Raw genomic sequence first — 22290 nt, 5'->3', positions numbered from 1 at the left:
GAATCCCCGAGGAACGGGGAGGTCACATGGAAGAGCTGGCACGCACCTGGTGGGTGTATCTGGTCCGTGGTGTCTGCGCGATCCTGTTCGGCGTGCTGGCGCTGATCTGGCCCGCCATCACCGTCCTCGCCCTGGTCGTCGTCTTCGGCGCCTACGCCATCGTGGACGGTGTCTTCGCCCTGTTCGGCGCGGGCAGGGGAGCGGGCCTCGGTTCCCGGGGATGGATGATCTTCTACGGCGTCGTCAGCATCCTGACGGGCGTCGCGGTCTTCGTCTGGCCGGGCATCACGGCCCTGGTCCTGCTGTTCTTCATCGCGGCCTGGGCGGTCGTCACCGGCGTCCTGGAGATCGTGGCGGGGATCAGGCTGCGCGGGACCGCGGCGAACGAGTGGATGTTCGTCATCAGCGGCGCGCTCTCGGTGCTGTTCGGCGTCCTGCTGTTCATCCGGCCGGCTCCTGGCGCGCTGGCCCTCGCCTGGCTCATCGGCATCATGGCCATCCTGTACGGCATCGCCCTGGTGGCGCTGTCCTTCCGGATCAAGGGGCTCGCCTCCCGGTGGCGAGGGCCCTCGGGCACCCCTCGCGTCGTGTGATCCAGGACAATCTCCCGAAAAATCAGCTTCTCCGCGTAATGTCTCCATATAGAAGTGTCATTTACGGGGAATAATCCCTTCGAATCGCTATGGGGGAGACCTGTGGAGGGGACATGGACGTGCACGACCGCCTCGCTCGACATCTGCTCGTGGACGGCTACCGGCTGGTCCTCGACCTCGACCGGAGCAAGGGCTCCCGGCTCGTCGACGCCCGGACGGATCGCCGCTACCTGGACTTCTACACCTTCTTCGCCTCGGCGCCACTGGGCCTGAACCCCTTCGACGACGACCCCGAGTTCCTGGCCCTGCTCGGCAGGATCGCCGCCAACAAACCCGCCAACTCCGACCTCTACACCGGCCACCTCGCCGACTTCGTCGAAACGTTCGACCGCGTGCTCGGCGACCCGGAACTACCGCACCTGTTCTTCGTCGAAGGCGGGGCCCTGGCCGTGGAGAACGCGCTGAAGTGCGCCTTCGACTGGAAGAGCCGGCGCAACGAGGCGGCGGGCCGTCCCAGGAGCCTCGGCACCAGGGTGCTCCACCTCACCCGCGCCTTCCACGGCCGCAGCGGCTACACCCTCTCCCTGACCAACACCGACCCGGTCAAGACCGACCGCTTCCCGATGTTCGACTGGCCCAGGATCGAGGTGCCCGCCATCCACTTCGGGAACGTCGAGGCGGCCGAGACGCGGGCACTGGCCCAGGCGCGGGCCGCCTTCGAACGGCACCCGCACGACATCGCCTGCTTCATCGCCGAGCCCATCCAGGGTGAGGGCGGCGACAACCACATGCGCCCCGAGTTCCTGCAGGCCATGGAACGCATGTGCCACGAGTACGACGCCCTGTTCGTCATGGACGAGGTGCAGACGGGCGCCGGGATCACCGGGACCCCGTGGGCGCACCAGCAACTCGGCCTGCGCCCCGACATCGTGGCCTTCGCCAAGAAGATCCAGGTCGGCGGGATCATGGCCGGCCGCAGGGTCGACCAGGTGCCCGACAACGTGTTCCGCGTCAGCGGCCGGATCAACTCGACCTGGGGTGGCGGCCTGGTCGACATGGTCCGTTCCCGCAGGATGCTGGAGATCATCGAACGCGACGACCTGATCATCCGCGCGGGCGAACTCGGTCAGGACCTGCTCACCTCGCTGCAGAAGATCCAGGCCCGCTTCCCCGGCCTGGTCCGCAACGCCAGGGGGCGCGGCCTCATGTGCGCCTTCGACCTGCCGGACACGACCGCCCGCGACCGCCTGGTCGCCAGGCTCAGGCGCGAGGAGGGCGTGCTGGTCCTGCCCTGCGGTGACCAGTCGGTACGGCTGCGCCCCGCCCTTTCGGTGACCGCCGAGGAACTCGCCGAGGGCACGAACGCCCTCACCAGAGCCCTGGAGGCCTCCCAGGACCTTCGCCTCTCCGCGTGACGGTGTCTCTTTGCGCCCTGCCTCTTTGCGACGCCTTCGGCGTCGCGGGCTTGGGCGCTTCGGGTCGGCGCTTTCCCTCGTCACTGCGTCGCTGCGCTCCTGCGTTCCTCAGTCCAAGCACCGACGCGCCCAAGCCGACACTCTTCACACACGGCACCGGGAAAGCACAAGACATGTTGTCCCGCGTCACCTTCGGCGTCGCGGGCTTGGGCGCTTCGGGTCGGTGTCTTTTCCCTTGTCACTGCGTCGCTTCGCTCCTGCGTTCCTCGGTCCAAGCACCGACGCGCCCAAGCCGTAACCCCTTGTGTGACACCGGTACCCCCGGACAAAACCTTAGAGGGGGTGACGGGATCCGAGGCATCGGCAGGGTCTTGGGGAGTTCGTGGGGTCCGGGTCGTCGTGGGCGTGGGCGGATGGTGGCCTGAACGGGGGTTCTTCCGTGGGGTCCCGGGGGCGCGGGGTGGGGTGGGGCGGACGCTTTAGGCTGGCACGGTGAGGATCCTCCACGTCAGTGACTGTTACCTGCCGCGTCTGGGTGGGATAGAGGTGCAGGTGGCCGATCTGGTCCGGATGGAGCGGGAGGCGGGCCACGAGGTCGAGGTCGCGACCGCGACGCCGGGGGAGACACTGCAGGGCGTGTATCGGATCGTTGCGAAACTCCCCTTCGACCTGCCTGTTCACCCGTTCGGCGTCGGTCACCTGTTGCGTCTGGTGAAGGCACGACGGCCCGACGTGGTGCACGTTCACATGGGCGCGGTCTCACCGTTCGCCTGGATGGGGGTCCGCGCCGCCGTACGGGCAGGGCTGCCCGTCGTGGTGACCGTGCACAGCATGTGGGACCCGGTGACCCGTGCCCTCTACCGGGGGCTGCGGCTGCTGTTCGAATGGCACCGCTGGGGGCTGGTCGGCACCGCGGTGAGTGAGGCCGCGGCCCGGCCGATCCGCTCGGTCGCGGGGCGCAGGGTGCCGGTCCACGTGGTCTCCAACGGCCTGGACGTCTCGGCCTGGCGCCAGGCCGTTCCCGGCTCCGGCGGCGAAGCCGATCAGGACGCTCCCGTGCACGTCGTGGCGGTCGGACGGCTCGCACCCCGCAAGCAGCCGGTCAGATTGCTCAGGCTCCTCAAGGAGGCCCGCGCCCTGGTGCCCGCCGAGACGCGGATGCGGGCGACCGTCGTGGGTGACGGCCCGGCGCGCTCCCAGATGGAGCGCTATCTGCGGGCGAACGAGATGACGGAGTGGGTCTCGCTCCCCGGCCGCTACAGCCGTGAGCGAATCCGTGAGCTGCTCGCCTCCGCCGACGTCTTCGTCGCCCCCGCTCCCAGGGAGTCCTTCGGACTTGCGGCGCTTGAGGCCAGGGTGGCCGGGGTGCCGGTGGTGGCGCGGGCCCAGAGCGGAGTGGCCGACTTCGTCCGTCCCGGCAAGGAGGGACTGCTCGGCGAGAGCTTCGAGGGTCTGGTCGCCTCGGTGGCCAAGCTGGTACGCGACCGCGGTCTGCGCGAGTCGATCGCGGCCCACAACCGTGAGACGGAACCGGTGCGCTGCTCGTGGCCCGCCGTGCTTGAGGGCTTCGAGCAGTGCTACGCCGAGGCCCGTGCTCTGCGGGGCTGACAACGGGCTGACACCCGGTAAAGAACCCCCTGGATCAGCCTCACTGTCTGGCGCGCGATGCATGTTTATGGCACGCGGCGCACAGTCGGCAGGAGGCTGCCGGACGACGAAGCCCCCACCGGACGGCGGGGGCTTACCGGACACGGCATGAACTCGGCCCGGCCGAGCTCGGGTTCCCGGCCCGGTCGAACTCAGGCTGGGGAAACGCCCTGGGCGCCGACCCGGGCTCACCCGACCCCCAGAGCCATCGGTTCGGACGCCGATCTCTCAACGGTCCCAACCCGGGTGTCCAACACCAGAGCGTCGTTCTCCGCGTGGGTGTCCCCGTAACGCGCCTCAACCCAGGGCGCCCGGCACTGGAAACGAAGAGTTCGCCCCGTCTTTCCCGGCGTCAAGCGCGAGGAGCTCGGCTTTTGTGCTTCCCCGGCGCTAAGTGTGGAGAGTGCCGGTTTGGGCGCGTCCTCGGATCTGGACTGCGGAGCGAGGGGGCGTATCGGACGGACGATGAGGGAAGACGCCGACTCGAAGCGCCCAAACCCGCGCCGCCGAAGGAGCCACAAAGCAGCACATCTTGTGCTTTACCGGCCCCAAGTGTGAGGAGTTTCGGCTTGGGCGCCGTCGGTGCTTGGACTGAGGAACGCAGGAGCGAAGCGACGGAGTGACGAGGGAAAGCGCCGACTCGAAGGCGCCCAAGCCCGCGACGCCGCCAGGCGGAGCAAAGGGGACACAGCGACGAGGGAAAGCGCCGACTCGAAGGCGCCCAAGCCCGCGACGCCGAAGGCGGAGCAAAGAGACACAGCGCCGCCCCGCGCTGCCCCCCGCAGGCGGAGCGGCGCTGTGTCCCTCGGGTGTGCCTCCCTGGGAGCGGGAGGCACGGGGTGGAGAGGTCAGATCAGATCAGATCAGGAGGAGCAGGCCTTGCCCAGCTTGACGGTGGCTTCCTGGGCGCTCTTGGCCATGTTCTGCACGGTGGCGCCGGCTCCGGCCAGGTCCTTGGGGTCGATCTTGAAGTCACCCCAGGTCTTGGCGAGGTCGTTGAGCGCGGAGGCGAGGTCTCCGTCGGTCTTGCCGGCGAGCTCCTTCAGGTCGGCCGACAGCTTCTGGCTGGCGTCGTTGAACTTGCTGAAGTCGGTGCCGGCGCTGGCGGTGGCGGTGGTGTAGTCCGTGAAGGCCTTGGTCCAGGGCGCCTGGGCGCAGAACTCGGCGTTACCGGACCCGCCACAGGCGGCGGTCAAGGAGAGAAGTGCGGCTCCCGCGACGGTGGCGGCGATACGACGGGAGGAGAGGACGGAGAACATTTCTGCCTTTCATTACTTCTTGTGACAGAGAGAACAGTAGGGGATCTCCTTGCGGCGCACTTTCATGACGCTTACAGGTGGTGCCCGAGTGACGGTGGGTGAGATCCGCCAGAGTGCGGGTAGGAGCGCGGCATGGCTGAGGCGGTGATCGATTCCGGCGCGGCCCAGCACTCGCTCAAGCGGGTGATCGGGCGCCGGGTCCTGTTGCTCTTCGTGGTCGGCGACATCCTCGGTGCGGGGATATACGCCCTGGTGGGGAAGGTCGCCGGATATGTCGGCGGCGCTCTGTGGCTGCCGTTCCTGGTGGCCTTCGTGCTGGCCGCGCTGACCGCGACGGCCTACGCCGAACTCGTCGGGAAGTATCCCCAGGCCGCCGGGGCCGCGCTGTACACGAACAAGGCGTTCAACATCCCCTTCCTGACCTTCGTCGTGGCCTTCGCGGTGCTGATGAGCGGGATCACCTCGGCGAGCGCGGCGGCGCGCGCGTTCGGCGGCAAGTACCTCGGGGAGTTCGTCACCCTGCCGGTGATGGCCGGGGCGTTCGTCTTCCTGGGGCTGGTGACGCTGGTGAACTTCGCGGGCATCTCCGAGTCCATCAAGGTCAACGTGGTCCTGACCGTCATCGAGGCGTTCGGGCTCGTGGTGATCATCGTGATCGGGATCTACGCGTTGCTGTCCGGGGAGGGCGAGCCCGCCCGGGCCCTGGAGTTCCACCCGGCGAACGGCGCCTTCCTCGGTGTCCTCGGCGGTACGGCGCTCGCCTTCTACGCGTTGCTCGGCTTCGAGGACTCGGTCAACCTGGCCGAGGAGTCGAAGAATCCGCAGCGCGACTACCCCAGGGCGCTCTTCGGTGGTCTGGCGGTCGCGGCGCTGATCTATCTGGCGGTGGCGTTCACCGCGACGATGCTGGTGGACGCCAAGACCCTGACCAGTTCGACGGGCCCGCTCCTTGAGGTCGTCAAGGTCGCGGGCCTGGCGTTCCCGCCCAAGCTGTTCGCGCTGATCGCGCTGCTGGCGGTCGGCAACACCGCGCTGATCAACATGATCATGGCCTCACGCCTGGTGTACGGCATGGCCCGAGAGGGCATCGTGCCGAAGGTCTTCGCCTCGGTGCACTCGACCAGGGCGACGCCCTGGGTGGCCGTCCTGTTCACCACCGCGATCGCGGCGGTGCTGGTCGCGACCGGCGATGTCGGCGATCTGGCCGACACGACGGTGCTGCTGCTGTTGCTGGTCTTCGCGCTGGTCAACGTGGCCGTGCTCGTGCTGCGCAAGGATCCCGTCGGCCACGACCACTACCGGGCGCCCAGTTGGATGCCGGCGCTCGGCGCGGTTGTCTGCCTTGTGCTCGCGCTGCCGATCACGGGGCGCGGCGCCGACGTCTACGTGCGGGCGGGTCTGCTGCTCGTCGTCGGGGTGGTGCTCTGGTTCGTCAACAGGTTGTTCCTGTCAGAACGGGAGCGCTCGTCCTGAGGGGGTGCGCAGGTCGAGAGAGACGGGCTGACGTGGCGGCCGAGGCCTTTGGGTGATTCTTATGCGTTTCATGTCAGACTCCCTCTTTATTGGAGTTTGGGAGAGAGTACGACATTCCAAGGGCGATTTGGGGTGTCCATGGGTGATCGAATTTGTTTCGAGCCGTCCGGAGAGTTAAAACGGAGCATTCTCCGGATCGTGGGCGGGCTGGGAAGTCCGATGGGGCAGGGGATGCGTACGCCGGTTGCCGGTCTGAAGATCACGGCGAGGCGACAGGTAAAACTTGAAGTCGGAAGGAACGGACTCAGCGTCTGAGGACGAAATCGTCCTCGTCGTCACCGACGCCGACCGAGCCGACCGCCCACAGCGTGGCCGTACCGGGCGCCCGGGTGACACCCGTCCTGGTGACGTGGTCACTGTCCTCGTACTGCTGGTCGGGACGGCGGGGACGTAGGAGCGGGCCGTACTCGCGTGTCCACGCCGTGCCGTCGAAGCGGAGCATGAGCGCCTGCCCCGGATGGTCGGCGTCCACCCCGCTGATCCACACCTCGCCGGGACCGGAGGCGGTGACGCCCTGCAGGGCACCGCGGGCGACCGGCACCTCGGCCCTGGCCCACCGGGTCCCGTCCCAGTGCAGGACCAGCGGCTGCCCCTGCCTGATCCGGGCTCCGTCCCGTACGGCCCCGGCGGGCGCGACCTCGCCGACCGCCCACACGTCGGACGGGGAGACCTGCCAGACCCGCCGTAGCGTGCCACCGGGGATGGCGGGTGTCCGCGACCGCTCCCAGCGGTCGGGGGAGCCGTGCCAGACCAGCGGTGTGCCGTCCTGGGCCGCTCCGACCGCCCAGACGTGCCCCTGCCTGGCGGTGACCGCCTCGAAGGTGCCGCCGCCGGTGGGCACGTTGCGGAAGGCCGTGCCGTCCCACCGGATCAGCACCCCGCCGGACGGGCCGTTCCCGGTGAACCACGCTGTGCTCCCTGTGCCGCCCGTGGCGGCGACGTCCGTCAGCCGGTAGTCCTCCGCGACGCCGAAGGGCCGCCGCGCCGTCCAGCGCCGCCCGTCCCAGCGCGCGGCGAACGCGTTCACCCCGTTGCCCGCGACCCAGACGTCCCGGGGGCCGGCCACGCTGACGCCCGTCAGGTGGTTGACGTCGTGATCGTTCAGCCCGGTGACCTCGCGCCATCTCACACCGTCCCACCTGGTCACGGCGGGAGTGCCCTCCCGGTCCTCGGCGCCCCTCTGGTAGCCGACCGCCCACACCTCACGCGGCCCGGCCGCCGCCACGTCGAGCAGCGCGGAGCTCGCCGCCAGCTGGGCGGGCCTGACGGCCTTCCAGGCGGGGGAGACCGGCGACGGGTTCCGCTGCGCCGTACGGCTCGGCGGCGGTGCCTGGGACGCGGTGGGGGACGGCTCGGGGGGATGCGCGCCGCAGGAGGCCATCAGGGTCACCCCGGCGAGCACGAGCGTGACAGAGCGTAGATGTCCCATGCGGGCATCCTCCCTCAGAGTGCCCTCCGGACGGTGCCGATCCTGAATAGACCTGTCAGCCCTGGGCACCCTGACAGGGCGAGCGAGGACGCGTTCTCCGCCGCCTGGGCCGGGGACGAGGCACGTCAGACGGGACGGTGGGGCAACAGGGGGGATACGTCCGGCGGCATGGCCGCCGGGCTCACGAAGGGACCCGTTCCGTGTGAGACAGTTACACGGCTGGGAGAGGTTCGGTACAGAAGGTTGATGATGTTCGCGGGAAAAGAGCCGGAGCCGAGTTTCAGCGCCACGTCCGGGCTGCACGGTACGACGCTCGTGGTGCGGGTGAGCGGGGAGCTGGACCACTACCACACGCCGTTGCTGCGTGCGGAGCTCGGCAGGGCGTGGGAGCTCCTGCAGTCGCCGACCCTCATCCTCGACCTGTCGGCTCTGACGTTCTGCGACTCCTCCGGCATCGGTGAACTGCTCCAGGCCCGTCACCAGGGCCAGCTCGCGGGAGTACGGCTCATCCTCACCGGTGTCCAGGGAAACCTGGCCCGCAGGCTCAACCTGGCGGGCCTGACCCAGGTCTTCGAGGTCTTCCCCTCCGTCGCCGACGCCCTTGAGGCGGCCTGACCGGAGGTTCACGGTGTCCTGATCCGTCCGGTGCGAGGCCCGTACGGCCCTGCCGGGGCCGGGGTGACGGCCGGTAGCGTCGGCGTCGTGGCTGATGAGGGGACCGGAAGTACCGGCAGGGTCGTGGTGCTGGTCCTGCCCGAGGTGAACCTGCTCGACCTGGCGGGTCCGGTGCAGGTGTTCGACACCGCCGCGTTTCTCGGCGCGGGATACCGGATCGAGCACGTCGCCGACGCCGAGCGGGTGGCGACCGCCCAGGGGGTGAGCCTCGCGGGGCTCGGCGCCCTGCCGCAGGTCGCGGCCGGTGATCTGGTGCTGGTCCCGGGCCCCAGGCTGCGTGAGCACCGCGAGCCGTACGTCTCGGAGACCGTGGTCGGCTGGCTGCGTGCGGCGGCCGCCACGGGGGCGCGGCTGGCGTCGGTCTGCACCGGCGCGGTGGCGCTGGGCGAGGCGGGCCTGCTGGACGGGCGCCGCTGCACCACGCACTGGTCGCTGGTCGAGGCGATGCGCGCCAGATACCCGGCGGCGAGGGTGCAGGAGGCGGTGCTCTACGTCCACGACGGCCCGGTCAGCACCAGCGCGGGCGTCTCGGCAGGGGTCGATCTGGCGCTCTCGCTGGTCGAGCGGGACCACGGCCCGGCCCTGACCACGGCCGTCGCCCGCGAACTGGTGGTCTACCTGCGCAGGGACGGCGCGGGGGAGCAGATCAGCCAGTTCCTGAGGCACCGGTCGCACCTGGACTCCGCCGTCCACCGGGTGCAGGACCATCTCGCGGGGAGCATCGACGCCGCGCACACCCTGGCCGAACTGGCCGAGGTGGCGAACCTGTCCCCCAGGGGGCTCAGCCGGGCCTTCACCGCGGCGACCGGGATCACCCCGCTGGAGTACCGGCAGCGGCTGCGGCTCGAACGCGCCATGTCCCTGCTGCGCGAGACCAGCCTGCCGGTCGACGCCGTGGCCGTCCGGTGCGGCTTCCGCGAGGGACGGCACTTCCGCCGCCTGTTCAAGGCCAGGTACGGCGGGCCGCCCTCGGAGTTCCGGCGGGAAACCGGCTGACCGTCCGGGTTCTTCTCGTTCCCTTTCTTCCGCCGTCACGCGGCGTTCTCGTTCTTCTCGTTCCCGGTTCCCGATCGGGCCGGGACCCCTCACACCTCAGGAGCTTCCGCATGCCTCAACGCGCCAGATTGCTCGTACGGATAGTCCTTTTCATCGCCATCTGGGGTGTTCTCGTTGGTGGAACATGCGCGGCCGGGGTCGTGGTCTCCATGCGGGACAGCTACCCGGGGGCCCCGCGAGCCGTACCCGGGAAGCCTCCGGCGGGAGAGGCGCCGCGGGGACGGATCAAGGTCGCGGTCGTGGTCGGGACGAGCGGTTCGGTGACCACCGACGTGCTCGGGCCGTACGAGGTCTTCGCCCGCTCCGATCGGTTCCTCGTCCGCACGGTGGGCGCGCGCAGGGAGCCGGTCCCGTTGTCCGGCGGCCTGCGCCTGCTGCCCGACCGCACGCTTGAGGAGACGGAGACCGGGGACGCGGTGCCCGACGTGGTCGTGGTTCCGGCCGTGGTCGACCCCGAGGGCGAGGCCGAGGCGCCGCTGCGCGCCTGGATCGCCCGTCGGGCCGCCGCGGGCGCCCGGATCCTGGGCGTCTGCGCGGGCTCCCGGCTGGTCGCGGCCGGTGGCCTGCTCAGGGGACGCGCCGCGACCTCGCACTGGGGGGTCATCGGCGCTCTCCGGAGTGACTATCCGGACACCCGCTGGGTTCAGGGCAGACGTTACGTCGAGGACGGCCCGGTCACCACGACCGCGGGTGTGACCTCCGGCGTCGTCGGCGCGTTGCGGCTGGTCGAACTGCTGGCGGGGGAGGCCGAGGCCCGGCGTGTCGGCGCCGAGGTCGGTTATCCCGGCTGGTCGCCCGGCGCCTCGACCGTGATCCCGGCCGACGAGCCGGCTCTGGCGGACCTGCCCTACGCGCTCAACGCGGCCTTCCCCTGGTTCCGGCCGGTCGTCGGCATCGGGCTGAACCCGGGGACCGGTGAGATCGACGTCGCCGCGGCGTTCGAGGTCTACGCGGGAGGCTCCTTCGCGGCCCACGCGGTCGCGCTCGCGGGCACCCCTGCGGTCACCACCCGGCACGGCGTGACCCTGGTGGCCGAACCGGCGGACGGTACGGCGCCGGCCCTCTCCCGGCTGGTCGTCCCCGGGGTCGGCGCGGCAGGGCAGGTCGATCCCGCGCTCACCCGTCTGGCCGCCGGGCGTGGGCTGGCCGTCGAACTGCCGCACGCGGGGCGCGCCGCCGCCGAGTCCGGCTTCGACCCGGTACTGCGCGACCTGGCCGTCCACACCGACGTGGCCACCGCCCGCGCGACCGCGAAGTACAACGAGTACCCCGTCGAGCACCTCGCGTTGACCGGTCCCGCCTGGTCGTGGCGGCCGACGCTGTTGTTCCTGCTGACCGTGGCCGGTGCCGGGCTCATCGCCCATGTCGCCCTCCGTTCCCTCCGCCGTCGCCGTACCGGGCCCTGACCGGAGGGCGGTCGTCACATCGGGGGGTCGCCGGGGGCGTCGCCGAAGACGTCCCGCTGGGCGATGGACAGGGCCGTGAACAGGGCGCCGTTGAGGATCGCGTTGCCCTCGACGGTGCCCGCGCGGACCTGGGTGGGGACCGGTGAGAGCGTGTCGAGGTGCTCGCCGACCCGCGCGGCCAGTTCCTCACCGCCGGAGCGGCCCGTCTCCCCGCCGAGGACCACGAGTCCCGGGTCGAGGACGGCGACCGCGGTGAAGGCCATCCGGGCGATCCTGGCGGCCAGGGTGTCCTGGTCGAGCCCGGCGGCGGCCTTGGCGTCCAGCAGGTCGCAGAAGGAGCCCTCGGGGAAGCCGAGCGGCGTGATCTCACCCGCGCCACCCGAGGCGCCCCTGCGCAGCCTCCCGCCGAGGGTGACCGCGGCGCCCACGGCGTCGTCGAGCCAGAGCAGCACGAAGTCCTCGCGTCCCTGCGCGGAACCGGCGCGGTGCTCGGCGACGGCGGCGAGGTTGACGTCGTTCTCCAGGTCGATCCGCGCGTCGATCCTGCGGCGCAACGTCTGGAGCAGGTGCGGCTGCCAGCCGGGCACGCCGTTGTCCACGGCCAGTTCGCCGCTGTGCGGGTCGACCATCCCCGGCACGCCGAGGACGACGGCGTGCAGGCTCCGGGAACCGGCCGCCTCGGCGACGGCGTCGGCGACGACCCCGGCCAGGGGGGTGGCCGCCCTGGCGTGCTGGGGGTAGGTGGGCGAGGCGATCAGGGCTCCGTTCCCGGGGCCGATCTCGCGGCTCGCCGAGCCGACCGGGCTTCCGGTGATGTCGGAGACGGTCACGGTGACCGTGTCACGCCGTATGTCGGCTCCGGCCACGTGGGCACGGCCGGCCACGATGCCGTACAGGCGGGCGTTCGGCCCCCGGCGTTCGTCGCCGCTCTTGCCGACGACCTCGATGAGCCCGTTGGTCTGCAGGCGTTCGATGAGGTCGGACACGGTCGGGCGGGACAGCCCGGTGAGCGCCCGTAGCTGCGGGGCGGTCAGCGTTCCGTGTTCGAGCAGCAGGTCCAGGGCGAGGCGGTCGTTGATCGCCCTGGCCATCTGCGGAGTCGCGGTCCTCATTTATCCCCTTTTAATCAGGAAGCCTGCCTGTTAGTTTCTCACACCATGCGCAACGACAATCAACGCGCCCGCATCGCGGTCGCGGCGGTGTTCGCCGTCCACGGGGCGGTAGCGGGAAGCATGGCGACCCGCGTCCCGTGGCTGCAAGACCATCTGAGTCTCGATCCCGCTGCACTGGGGATCGCCCTGTTCTGTCCTGCGGTGGGGGCTTTCGTGGCGATGCCGATGGCCGGCCGCCTCGTCCACCGCATCGGCGGGCGCGCCGCCACGAGGATCCTGCTCGCCCTGTGGTGCGTCGCCCTCGCGATCCCCTCCCAGGCCCCCGGGTTCGTCTGGTTGTGCGCGATCTTCCTGGCGTACGGCGCGGCGGCGGGCACGTGCGACGTCACCATGAACGCCCAGGGGGTGATCATCGAGCGGCGCCTGGGACGTTCGATCATGTCGGGGCTGCACGGCATGTGGAGTGTGGGCAGCCTGGCCGGTGCCGGGATCGGGGTCGTCGCCGCCCAGGCCGGAATCGACGCGCGCCTGCACCACGGCGCCGTCGCGCTCGTCCTGCTGGTCGTCGGTTTCGTGGCGAGCCGCGGCCTGCCGGACGTCCGCCCTGAGCCGGGCGAGCAGGCACCGCCCCGCTTCGCCGTACCCTCGCGGGCCATCCTGGCGATCGGCGCGGTCGGGTTCTGCGCGACCTTCGCCGAGGGGGCGAGCATGAACTGGTCGGCCGTCTACGTCACGGACGTCACCGGGGCGGGGCCGGGCATGGCCGCCGCGGCCTACGCGACCTTCGCCCTGGCCATGGCCGTGACCAGGCTGCTGGGAGATCTGATCGTCCAGCGCCTCGGGCCGGTCGCCACCGTACGGGCCGGTGGCCTGCTCGCGGTCGCCGGAGGGACGGTCATCGTCACGGCGCGCGACCCACTGCCGGGCGTCGCCGGGTTCGCGCTGTTCGGCCTGGGAATAGCCGTGATCGTGCCGCTGACCTTCGCCGCCGGAGGCAGGGCGACCGCGGCGCCGAGTCAGGGCGTCGCGGGGGTGGCGACGATCACCTACCTGTCGGGGCTGCTGGCCCCCGCGGTGACCGGCTGGGTCGCCCACCTGACGTCGCTTCCCGTCACCTTCGCCGTGCTGTCGGTGATCGTCCTGACGACCGTCGTCACCGCGGGCGCGCTACGCCCCCGGGCCCCTCTGGGAGGCCGGACAGAGGCGGGCGCCTGAGCTCTCAGTGGGCCGCCCGCTCGGCGTAGCCGTTGATCGCTCCGGTCGCCGTGCAGGTCTGGGCTCCGGCGTCGCCGTAGGGCACGATCCGGTAGGGCGCCCAGACCTTCGATCCTCCCCGCCAGACCCGCGCGTACATGCAGTTGCCGTCGGGCCCCTCCCTGAGCGCGATCCCGACCGTCCTCCCCTTCTCCGTCTCCCCCTCGGCGATCTCCCGGACGACCCGCGGGTCCAGGTCCAGCCGCTGTACGGCCTCCCGGACCTTGGCCAGGTCCGGTCTGCCGGGGAGCGTCTCCTGCAACCGCTCATACATCCGGGGAGGAAACCTGGCGTGGGCCCTGAAGCCGAGGGGAGTGGTGGCCGGGCACGTGACCTCCTTGAGGGAGACGTCCGCGAAGAAGTCGGGAAAGGCGTTGCCGGAGGCGACGGCCTCGAAGCAGCCGACGACGTCGGGAACGGCACGGAGCGTCTCACGCCTGCCCTCCCAGACCTTGATCATTCCCTTGCCGGTCACCCTGACCACGGCACGGAACGGGTCCCGCCGGGTCCGCTCGGCGACGGACAGGACCTCGACACCCTCCCGCCGGGCGATGAGGAAGCCGAGATCCTCACTCTCCTTGAACCGGGTGCCCTTCAGAGTCTCGGTCAGGGTGCCGGCCTTCGCCCAGAAGTCCGCCCGTGCGGGGTCGTTCACGCCGCATCCCGTCAGCAGGAGCGCCAGCGCGGCCAGGGGGAGGAGAAGTCGGCGCACAAGATCATGTGTATCCCACGCGGGGAAACCGGTGCGAGACCTGTGCCGGAATAGTCCCGAGACGGTCAGGGTTGGCGGTGGCATGGAACCGGTTACACGTGGGCGTGTCCGTGTGGAGCGGAGCGCGAAGAGAGTGCGGGTCCTCTTCGGGGGCAGGGTGGCCGCCGACACCACCCGGGCACTGCTGGTCTGGGAGGTGCCCTACTACCCGACCTACTACTTCCCCCGGCGGGACGTCGCCGTCGAGCTGGAGCCCAACGGCGGGAGCGCGCACTCGCCGAGCCGGGGCGAGGCGGTGCTGTACGACGTGGCGGGAGTCGCCGGCGCGGCCCTCGCCTATCCCGAATCGCCCATCGAGGAACTGCGCGACCACGTGCGGTTCGAGTGGGAGGCGGCCGACGCCTGGTTCGAGGAGGACGAGGAGGTCTACGTCCATCCCCGCGACCCCTACACCCGGGTCGACGTCCTGCCGTCCTCGCGGCACGTGCGTGTCGAGGTGGACGGCGTCGTCGTCGCCGACTTCCACCACCCCAGGATCCTGTTCGAGACGGGCCTGCCGCCGCGTTACTACCTGCCGAAGACCGACGTCCGGCTCGACCTTCTCGTTCCCACCGAGACCGTGACCCGCTGCCCGTACAAGGGGGTGGCGGAGTACTGGAGCGTCAACGGCCGGCCCGACCTGGCCTGGTCCTACCGGACCCCGCTTGAGGAGAGCGGGCGTGTCGCCGGGCTCGTCGCGTTCTACGACGAGAAGGTGGACGTCTACGTGGACGGCGTCCTGCAGGAACGCCCGAAGACGAAGTTCGCCTGATCAGGCGGGCGGCAGGTCGAACGGATCGACGAGCGAGACCCCCGTCCCCTCGAAGTCCTTGACGTTGCGGGTGACCAGCGTCCAGCCGTTCACCCTGGCCGTCGCGGCGATCAACCCGTCCGCCGTGGGAATCGGCCGCACGGCGTTCAGCCGTCCCCACTCCTCGGCGACCTCGGGGGTGATCGGGGCGATGCGGTCACCGAACTGCCGCAGCAGTTCGGAGAGCCAGCGTTCCAGCACGGCGGCCTGTGCGGGATCCCTGCGCCTGCGGAGTTCGACCCCGCGGCGGATCTCGCCGACGGTCAGGCCGCTGAGGTGGAGGACAGGGCCGTGCGTGGCGGCGATCCACTCTCTGACCAGGGGATTCCCGTTCCGCTTACGCGCCTCGGAGACCACGTTCGTGTCGAGGAGGTACCCGGTGCCCATCAGTCGAGGTGAACCGTTCGGGGAAGGTCTCGGTCACGGGGGAACTCGACGTCGTCGTCCCAGTCGGGGGCCGAAAGCAGGAAGCGTCCGAAGTCGGGGGTCTCGCCCCTGAGACGACGGTATTCGGTGATGTCGATGACGACGGCGACCTCCTCCCCGTGCCGGGTGACGGTCTGAGGCCCTTCGCTCAGAGCACGCCGGATGACCTCGCTGAAACGCTGCTTGGCCTCCTGGAGTTGCCATCCGCCCATGGGTGCCTCCGCCGGGATCGACTGTCCAGTCTGTCTAGACGCACATATTGGCCGCCCGGGTCAGACGGAGGCGTGCTCGCGCCGGGGAGAGGCGGTGCGGCGGCGCTCGCGCAGAATGGTCCTGAGCACGCGCAGGCCGTCCCGTACGGCGTGCAGGTTGCTGACGCCGTGGATGCGGCTGCGCTCGTGGCTGGGCACCTCGCGGATCACGAGCCCGGCCTTGGCGGCGCGCACGTTCATCAGCGTCTCGATCTCGAAGCCGTCGCAGTCGAGGTTCAGGACCTCCAGATGACGCGCCCAGAAGGCGTTGTAGCCGTAACACAGGTCGGTGTAGCGGGTGCCGTAGAGACGGTTGGTGATCATCGTGAGGACGCGGTTGCCCAGGGAGCGGGTCCGGCTGATGTCGTCGGAGCCGCCGCCGGGGATGTAGCGGGAACCCTTGGCGAAGTCGGCGCCCTCGGTCAGGGCGGTCACGAAGGCGACGATCTCCCGCCCGTCCGTCGAACCGTCGGCGTCGATCATGACGATGATGTCGCCCTTCGCGGCGGCGAACCCCTCGGTGAGGGCGTTGCCCTTGCCCCTGCCGGTCTGCGTCACGACACGCAGCCCCGGACGGAGCCTCTCGGCGACGGCGACCGTGTCGTCGGTCGAGTTGCCGTCGACCAGTATGACCTCGTCCACCCACTCCGGCAGCGTCGCGAAGACGTGCGGCAGGTTGGCGGCCTCGTTCATGGCGGGGACCACCACGCTGACACTGACGGTGAAGAGAACGCTGCTCATGGCCGCAAGGATGGCCCGGGACCCCTGCAAAGTACTTGAAGTTACCTTGAAAGGGGGACTCAAAAAAGGAGAAATTTCCCTTGAAAGGGGCTCCTAAGGGGAGAGAGGCGACGCGCTCCGCGGCCGTGACCCGTCGCTGCGGCGCGGGGCGGCCGCCGGAGGGCGGCGGTCAGAAGGGGATGTATGGCGCTGAAAGGGGTCAAAAAGGGAGGGCTCTGCCCGAGGGAGTGCGCAGGTCGAGCGGAACCGGCTCACGCGGGGGCCGGGGGCGCTGGATGAGGTGGATCCTTTTCACGTTCCCGCTCCTTTCTGGGCTTGATCATCGGGTGTTACCCATGTGGAGCCCAAGAATCACCTATCGACGTATCACATGGAGCACACTGGCCACACGCTCCGCAGCCGTCGCGACGTCCTCGGCCTGACCGATACGCCCCGCCCACGAGAGCCAGAACCACCATTCGCCGTCCTCGTCGTGGGAGGCGAGGACGTCCTCCGTCATGGTGGGGGCCATCGGGTTGACCACGTGGAGGCGGGGATAAGGTCCGTGGGACGACCTCAGGTGCACCTGGAAGGAATGGGCCTCCAGCTGGGAGGCGAGCCGGCGCAGATGGTCGACGGCCTCGCCGCGCTTTGCCGTCATGTGGATCACTCCTGGCGGACGGTGTTGGCTTTAATGTGCAGAGTGCGGTTCGGGGGCATGTGAGGCAATCGGCCTTCGGGCCGGATCGGCGCCGGATCAGTGGAATACCTGGGAAAGTTGTCGCCGTTCCGTGCGTAAACCGCGAATAAAGGGAAAGCAATGCATGAGCATGCTTACGCTGTGCTTCGCTCTCGTTAATCTTGTGTAAACAGCGACGGGGAGGGCGCCGTGGCCCGAGGTGAACATTCTCCCGCGTGTGCGCGCCGCTGGCGTGAGCAGGCCGGTTCCGAGCAGTGGACGCCCTGGCAGACGGCGCAGGCCATCCACGGTTGCTGCGGGGTCAGCCTCCTGAAGGCCCACCGGCTGGCCAGGGGGTGGTCGGCCAGGCAGGCCGTACAGGAACTTGAGGAGATGTGCCTGCGCCAGGACCTGGGGGAGGCCCGGGCCAACATCGACCTCCTCAACGCCTGGGAGAACAAGCGCGCCCGTCCCCGCCCGCAGACCATCGACCTGCTGGCCCGGCTCTACCGGGCCAACGCCGTACGGCTCGGCCTGGCGGGTGACTACTGCGACGACGAGAGCGAGGCCAGGGTCGTCGTGCTCTCCGGGGGTGAGGGGCGCCAGCCGTACCGGGCCGAGGAACGGCGCGAGGGCGACGGCGCGGCTGACGGCAGGAACGACATGGAACGGCGGGCGCTGTTCCACCACGCGCTGCTCGGCTCCCGCTTCGTGATGAACGGGCGGCTGCTGGCCGAGGTCGAACGGACCCGCCAGGAGCTCGACCGCACCCTCGCCCGCGCCACCGTCACCGAGGACCAGCTCGACGCGCTCGACGAGCAGGTGCTCCGCTACCGCCGCGAGTACATCACCAGTGCCCCGCTGCCGATGCTCTACCGGCTGATGCTCGAACTGTGCGACGTGCGCGCGCTCGTCACCGCCCGCCAGCCCGCGATGGCCCAGCGCCGCCTGCTGAGCGCGACCGTGATGCTGGCGTTGCTCTCCGCGGACGCGCTGATGAAGCTCGGCGACACCCGCCAGGCCCACGCCTGGTACGGCACGGCGCGCACCGCCTCCGACGACATGGGCGACCTGCGGCTGCGAGCCCTGGTCAGGGCGCAACAGGCGATGCTGCCCTACTACTACGGGGACCTCGCCGAGACCGTACGGCTCGCCAGGGAGGCCAGGACACTCGCGGGGAACGCGCCCAGCTCTCCGGCGGCCCTCGGGGCGGCGGCCGAGGCGCGGGCGCTGGCCAGGCTCGGCGAGCACAAGGCCGCCAGGGCGGCGCTGGCCGAGGCGGAGCGGATCTTCGCCAGGATGCCTCCCGAGGGGCACGACCACCTGGCCTTCCGCTTCTCCGAACGCCGCCTGCAGTTCTACCGGATCGGCACGCTGATCGAGCTGGGGGAGGAGGTCGACTGGACGCCGGGTCCCTCCGGGGCCTACACCATCGACCCGGTGCTGCTCCTGCTCGACCAGGCCGCGCACATGGCCCGCGGGGGCAAGGCCGACGACGCCTGCCACCTGGCGGAGAAGGCCCTGCTCCAGGTGCCGCCGGAGCACCGCACCTCCATCGTGCTCAGCCGCGCCAGGGTGGTGCTGTCGGAGGTGCCGGAGGGCAGGCGCAGAGCCGCGGCGGTGCGCCGCCTGACAGACCTGGTCGTCGATGCCCTGCCGGTGAGCTGATGGGCCCGCTCGCGGAGGGGGCGTTCCGGGTCCTGCGCGAGGTCTGCGAGGATCTCGGGATCGATCACCGGGACGCCGAACTCCTTCGTGTGCGAAGCAACGCCGTCTTCAAGCTGCGCGGCGGGATCGTGGTCAGGATCGCCACCGCGCCGAACGCGCGGACCAGGCTTCCACTGGTGCTCGCGGTCGCCCGCTGGCTCGCCCAGCAGGGCTTTCCCGCGGTGCGTCCCGCCGACGAGATCTCCGAGCAGCCGGTGACCCACGAGGGCGGCGTCGTGACCTTCTGGCACTACGTGCCCGCGAGCGGCCGTCCGACGACCACCGAGCTGGGAGAGATCCTGCGCAGCCTGCACCTGCTGCCGGTGCCCCCGGTGGCGTTGAAGCGCTTCGCCGATCCGCTGGCCGAACTGCGGGTGACGGTCGACGGGTCGGCGGTGCTCACCCCCTGCCAGCGGGCCTGGCTGCGCGACCGCATCGCCGAGCTCTCCGAGCGCTGGGCGGGGCTGGACATGGACGGCTCGCCGGTGCTGCTGCACGGGGACGCCTGGATCGACAACCTGCTGCGCTGCACGGACGGTCACGTGGTGCTGTGCGACTGGGACGGCGTCGCGGTCGGACCCCGTGAGTGGGACCTGGTGCACACCTACCACGGTCAGCGCCGGTTCGGGCTGAGCGCGGCCGAGGTGGACGCCTTCGCCGACGCCTACGGCAGTGACCTGCGCTCCTGGCCGGGCTACTCGACGCTCATGGAGATCCGGGACATGTACGCCGTGGGCATCCACATCCGCAACGCCGGGGCCGACCCGTTCTCCCGCAGCGAGCTGCCCCGCAGGCTCGACTCCCTCACCCGAGGTGAGCAACACACCCGGTGGTACATGTCGGAACCGGCTACTGTCTCCCCCTAAAGATCATGATTTGGGGGACATGTCATGCCGAAAGTCACGCTGCACAACACCTTCCATGTGCGTAACACCCCGGCGGCGCTCCGGGCGCACCTGAGCCAGCCGCAGAGCTACGTGGGGCTCTCGCCGCTGGTGGTCGCGGTCAGGGACGTCAGCACGGTGGACGGGGAGACGCGCTACGTCTCGGTCGAGCGGCTCAGGCTGCTCGGTCTCGTCAGGTACGAGAGCCTGGTGAAGGTGACGCTCAGGAGCACTCCGGAGACCGTCGAGGGGGAGGCCGCGGGTCCCGGCGGGGTCAAACTCGGCTACCGGTTCACCCTGCGGGACCGGGACGGCGGGACCGAGGTCGAGGACAGGCTCGTGGTGCAGGCCTGGAACCGTACGCTGCTGGGTCGTGCGGTGCGGAGGGCGCGCGAGGCGCAGCTCGCGCGTGCCGGGGTCCTCGTCTCACGCCTGGGCTGAGCCGGTCTCCGGGAGACTCACCGGGCCTTCATCGGGCCCTCACAGGACCTCCACAGGGCCCTCGTGGGTCTTCGCGGGGTCTTCGCGAGGTCTTCATGGGGGTTCTTCCGCGAGGACGGAGTGGGGTGCGGGACGTGGGATCAGTGCGTTCCGCGCCTGCCCAGGCCCGAGGGCTTCAGGGTGTTCGTCCATGAGATGCCCGGCTCGACCTCGCCGGGATCCACCGGTTCTCCCATGCCGGAGCCGGGCCCGGTGGCGGGGGCGACGGTGGAGACAGGGGCGGAGGCGGCGGGGCCGGCGGCAAGGGCGGGCAGGGGCGCGAGCGCCGCGAGGGCGACTCCCAGGGCGGTGACGGACAGGGCGCGGGCGGGTCTGTTCCCAGGGCGCATCATCACTCCATGAAAAATAGTCCGAAGGTGGAAAAACGCCGCGACATGCTTCCGGGCGCGAGTTCAATACTCCCCTGGTGCTCTTCTTGGTAAACGACACGCAGCCCGTATCAATGTTCGAGTAAAGTGCCATAATTGGCGTGAAAAATAATGATATTTCGTGGATTTTCGTGATGATGCGGCCTTTTCTGGGCGGTCCTCCGAGTTCGTCGGCCATGACCTTCGCGCCCACCGGTGTGGCACCGCGGCCCGGAGGGATCGGGATGTCCCCGGGGAGGGCGGGCTCGGGAAGGCTGGAGTTGACAGCGGTATACGGCCACCCGTCAAGTGATTCGGATGGGCGATCTAATGTCTTATGGGGCATGCCGCCGGGGATTTGTCGCTTTCCGCTGAGTCGTCCGGGGGCATGCCTGCCCGGTGGCCGTGAGGGGCGCCAGTACCTTTCAAGCATGACCACCATCGCTGTCACAGGAGTAACCGGCAGGCTCGGCGGGCGTGTCGCCGCCAGGCTCGCCGCCGCGGGGACCAGTCAGAGGCTCGTCGTCCGCGATCCCGCTCGCGCGCCCCGGTTGGACGGGGCCCAGGTCGCGCGGGCGGACTTCGCCGACGGGGAGGCCGCGCGCCAGGCCCTCGACGGGATCGAGACCCTGCTCATGGTCTCGGCCTCCGAGGCCCCCGACCGCGTCGCCCAGCACCGGGCCTTCGTGGACGCCGCGGTCGCCGCGGGCGTCGGCCACCTGGTGTACGTCTCCTTCTACGGGGCCGCCCCCGACGCCACGTTCACCCTCGCCCGCGACCACTGGGCGACCGAGGAGCACATCCGGGCCACGGGGGTGCCGTTCACGTTCCTGCGGGACAACATGTACGCCGACCTGCTGCCCCTGATGGCCGGTCAGGACGGTGTGCTGCGCGGTCCCGCGGAGGACGGGCGGGTGTCGGTCGTCGCCCTCGACGACATCGCCGACGCCGCCGTCGCGGTCCTGGGCTCACCCGGCGAACACGCGGGCGCGACGTACGACCTGACCGGCCCCGAGGCGATCACCCTTGAGGAGGCCGCCGCGATCATCACCGAGGTCACCGGGCGTCCCGTCACCTACCACCGGGAGACCGTCGAGGAGGCCTACCGCTCCAGGGCGCACTACGGCGCCCCCGACTGGGAGGTCGACGCGTGGGTCTCGACCTACACGGCCATCGCCAAGGGTGAGCTGGCCGGGGTCGGCGACGCCGTACCGCGGCTGACGGGGCATCCGGCGACCCCGCTGGCCACCGCGCTGGCCCGCTGAGTCCCGTGGTTCCCTCGGGAGGGGGTTCGCCCCCTCCCGAAATAGATAAGCAACTTATATAAGTCGGTGATACAGTCCTGCCGTGTCGCCGCACGAGTCATCGGACGGCCTCGACGTCGAGGCCCTCGCCCTCGCCGTGGAGAGGTTCACGGGAGTCTTCATCCGCCTCGCCTCCGTTGAGCGGATGAGCTTCACCACACTGGGGGTGCTGCACACCCTGGCCGGCAGAGGGCCGTTGCGCCTGTCGGAGCTGAAGGAGAGCGAACAGGTCACCCAACCGGCGATCACCCAGCTCGTCACCCGTCTCGAACGCGACGGCCTGGTCAGGCGGCGGCCCGACCCGACCGACGGCCGGGCCGTGCTCGTGCACATCACCCCCGCGGGCGCCGAGATCGTCCACAGCCGCCGCGAGAACCGGATCGCCAGGCTCGCCGAGCTGGCCCGGCACCTGGACGCCGGGCAGCGACGGGCGATCGCCGAGGCGCTGCCCGCGCTGTCGGAGATGTCCGCCCTCGCCGTACGGCCGCCGGACGAACCGCCGCCCGCCGCCGGTGACCGGTGAAAGGAAC

The 22290-nt window shown here is 70.3% G+C and carries 23 protein-coding genes; 14 read left to right on the top strand and 9 right to left on the bottom strand.

Annotation, left to right across the window (positions count from 1 at the left end):
- Window positions 1-26: 26 nt before the first annotated feature.
- The 3 genes from ABZ470_RS01050 (at window position 27) to ABZ470_RS01040 (ending at window position 3616) form a co-directional block, all read left to right on the top strand.
- Window positions 27-593, top strand: a complete 567-nt coding sequence (locus tag ABZ470_RS01050) for an HdeD family acid-resistance protein (protein ID WP_362909172.1) — start codon at window positions 27-29, stop codon at window positions 591-593.
- A gap of 113 nt (window positions 594-706) precedes the next feature.
- Window positions 707-2008 (top strand): L-lysine 6-transaminase, encoded by a 1302-nt coding sequence (gene lat / locus ABZ470_RS01045; RefSeq protein WP_362909170.1) that lies wholly within the window; start codon window positions 707-709, stop codon window positions 2006-2008.
- A gap of 492 nt (window positions 2009-2500) precedes the next feature.
- Window positions 2501-3616, top strand: a complete 1116-nt coding sequence (locus ABZ470_RS01040) for a glycosyltransferase family 4 protein (RefSeq protein ID WP_362909168.1) — start codon at window positions 2501-2503, stop codon at window positions 3614-3616.
- Window positions 3617-4518: 902 nt separating this feature from the next.
- Here the strand turns inward: ABZ470_RS01040 and ABZ470_RS01035 are convergent.
- On the bottom strand, window positions 4519-4914 hold the full coding sequence (locus tag ABZ470_RS01035) for a hypothetical protein (protein ID WP_362909166.1): 396 nt from the start codon (window positions 4912-4914) through the stop codon (window positions 4519-4521).
- Window positions 4915-5046: 132 nt separating this feature from the next.
- Between ABZ470_RS01035 and ABZ470_RS01030 the strand changes: the two genes are divergently transcribed.
- Window positions 5047-6387: an APC family permease gene (locus ABZ470_RS01030; protein WP_362909164.1), complete on the top strand. Its 1341-nt coding sequence runs from the start codon at window positions 5047-5049 to the stop codon at window positions 6385-6387.
- Between the two features lie 304 nt (window positions 6388-6691).
- Here ABZ470_RS01030 and ABZ470_RS01025 read toward each other — a convergent pair whose 3' ends face one another.
- Window positions 6692-7876 carry a hypothetical protein gene (locus tag ABZ470_RS01025; protein WP_362909162.1) on the bottom strand — a complete coding sequence of 395 codons (1185 nt, stop codon included), beginning with the start codon at window positions 7874-7876 and terminating at the stop codon, window positions 6692-6694.
- Between the two features lie 246 nt (window positions 7877-8122).
- Between ABZ470_RS01025 and ABZ470_RS01020 the strand changes: the two genes are divergently transcribed.
- From ABZ470_RS01020 to ABZ470_RS01010, 3 genes are all read left to right on the top strand, one after another.
- Window positions 8123-8491: an STAS domain-containing protein gene (locus ABZ470_RS01020; protein WP_352010548.1), complete on the top strand. Its 369-nt coding sequence runs from the start codon at window positions 8123-8125 to the stop codon at window positions 8489-8491.
- Window positions 8492-8578: 87 nt separating this feature from the next.
- Window positions 8579-9547 carry a helix-turn-helix domain-containing protein gene (locus tag ABZ470_RS01015; RefSeq protein ID WP_352010549.1) on the top strand — a complete coding sequence of 323 codons (969 nt, stop codon included), beginning with the start codon at window positions 8579-8581 and terminating at the stop codon, window positions 9545-9547.
- Window positions 9548-9756: 209 nt separating this feature from the next.
- Window positions 9757-11013 (top strand): DJ-1/PfpI family protein, encoded by a 1257-nt coding sequence (locus ABZ470_RS01010; RefSeq protein WP_362909159.1) that lies wholly within the window; start codon window positions 9757-9759, stop codon window positions 11011-11013.
- 14 nt (window positions 11014-11027) lie between these two features.
- On the opposite strand, the gene ABZ470_RS01005 is transcribed toward ABZ470_RS01010, so the two are convergent.
- On the bottom strand, window positions 11028-12125 hold the full coding sequence (locus ABZ470_RS01005) for an ROK family transcriptional regulator (RefSeq protein WP_362909157.1): 1098 nt from the start codon (window positions 12123-12125) through the stop codon (window positions 11028-11030).
- 45 nt (window positions 12126-12170) lie between these two features.
- Between ABZ470_RS01005 and ABZ470_RS01000 the strand changes: the two genes are divergently transcribed.
- Window positions 12171-13340: an MFS transporter gene (locus ABZ470_RS01000; RefSeq protein ID WP_362909155.1), complete on the top strand. Its 1170-nt coding sequence runs from the start codon at window positions 12171-12173 to the stop codon at window positions 13338-13340.
- A 4-nt stretch (window positions 13341-13344) separates the two neighbouring features.
- Here the strand turns inward: ABZ470_RS01000 and ABZ470_RS00995 are convergent, their stop codons facing one another.
- Window positions 13345-14091 (bottom strand): hypothetical protein, encoded by a 747-nt coding sequence (locus ABZ470_RS00995; protein WP_362909153.1) that lies wholly within the window; start codon window positions 14089-14091, stop codon window positions 13345-13347.
- Between the two features lie 133 nt (window positions 14092-14224).
- Here ABZ470_RS00995 and ABZ470_RS00990 point away from each other — a divergent pair, with 133 nt between their 5' ends.
- On the top strand, window positions 14225-14902 hold the full coding sequence (locus ABZ470_RS00990; RefSeq protein ID WP_362909151.1) for a DUF427 domain-containing protein: 678 nt from the start codon (window positions 14225-14227) through the stop codon (window positions 14900-14902).
- On the opposite strand, the gene ABZ470_RS00985 is transcribed toward ABZ470_RS00990, so the two are convergent.
- From ABZ470_RS00985 to ABZ470_RS00970, 4 genes are all read right to left on the bottom strand, one after another.
- Entirely contained in the window at window positions 14903-15328 is a 426-nt protein-coding gene (locus tag ABZ470_RS00985) for a type II toxin-antitoxin system VapC family toxin (protein ID WP_362909149.1), read from the bottom strand.
- Complete coding sequence (locus tag ABZ470_RS00980) at window positions 15328-15579, bottom strand: type II toxin-antitoxin system Phd/YefM family antitoxin (protein WP_362773636.1); 252 nt, start codon at window positions 15577-15579, stop codon at window positions 15328-15330. The genes ABZ470_RS00985 and ABZ470_RS00980 overlap by 1 nt, the downstream gene beginning before the upstream one ends.
- 60 nt (window positions 15580-15639) lie before the next feature.
- Window positions 15640-16359 (bottom strand): glycosyltransferase family 2 protein, encoded by a 720-nt coding sequence (locus ABZ470_RS00975; RefSeq protein ID WP_352010556.1) that lies wholly within the window; start codon window positions 16357-16359, stop codon window positions 15640-15642.
- Between the two features lie 355 nt (window positions 16360-16714).
- Entirely contained in the window at window positions 16715-16999 is a 285-nt protein-coding gene (locus ABZ470_RS00970) for a hypothetical protein (protein WP_352010557.1), read from the bottom strand.
- A gap of 228 nt (window positions 17000-17227) precedes the next feature.
- Between ABZ470_RS00970 and ABZ470_RS00965 the strand changes: the two genes are divergently transcribed.
- From ABZ470_RS00965 to ABZ470_RS00955, 3 genes are read left to right on the top strand one after another with little or no spacing between them, the layout of a single operon-like run.
- Window positions 17228-18685: an XRE family transcriptional regulator gene (locus tag ABZ470_RS00965; protein WP_352010558.1), complete on the top strand. Its 1458-nt coding sequence runs from the start codon at window positions 17228-17230 to the stop codon at window positions 18683-18685.
- Window positions 18685-19590 carry an aminoglycoside phosphotransferase family protein gene (locus ABZ470_RS00960; RefSeq protein WP_352010559.1) on the top strand — a complete coding sequence of 302 codons (906 nt, stop codon included), beginning with the start codon at window positions 18685-18687 and terminating at the stop codon, window positions 19588-19590. Before ABZ470_RS00965 ends, ABZ470_RS00960 begins: the two co-directional genes overlap by 1 nt.
- Window positions 19591-19614: 24 nt before the next feature.
- The gene (locus ABZ470_RS00955; protein ID WP_352010560.1) at window positions 19615-20049 is read left to right on the top strand and encodes an SRPBCC family protein; all 435 of its coding nucleotides are present in this window, start codon (window positions 19615-19617) and stop codon (window positions 20047-20049) included.
- 140 nt (window positions 20050-20189) lie between these two features.
- Here ABZ470_RS00955 and ABZ470_RS00950 read toward each other — a convergent pair whose 3' ends face one another.
- A complete protein-coding gene (locus tag ABZ470_RS00950) occupies window positions 20190-20441 on the bottom strand; it encodes a hypothetical protein (RefSeq protein ID WP_362909146.1) in 252 nt (83 codons plus the stop codon).
- A gap of 446 nt (window positions 20442-20887) precedes the next feature.
- Here ABZ470_RS00950 and ABZ470_RS00945 point away from each other — a divergent pair, with 446 nt between their 5' ends.
- The gene (locus ABZ470_RS00945) at window positions 20888-21721 is read left to right on the top strand and encodes an SDR family oxidoreductase (protein ID WP_362909144.1); all 834 of its coding nucleotides are present in this window, start codon (window positions 20888-20890) and stop codon (window positions 21719-21721) included.
- 82 nt (window positions 21722-21803) lie between these two features.
- Entirely contained in the window at window positions 21804-22283 is a 480-nt protein-coding gene (locus ABZ470_RS00940) for a MarR family transcriptional regulator (RefSeq protein WP_352010563.1), read from the top strand.
- Window positions 22284-22290: the final 7 nt, after the last annotated feature.

Origin of the sequence: Streptosporangium sp. NPDC020072 (genome assembly GCF_040631445.1) — a bacterium.
Classification (GTDB): domain Bacteria; phylum Actinomycetota; class Actinomycetes; order Streptosporangiales; family Streptosporangiaceae; genus Streptosporangium.
Note: the sequence above shows the minus strand (reverse complement) of the source record. Positions and strands in the feature narration are given on the sequence as shown.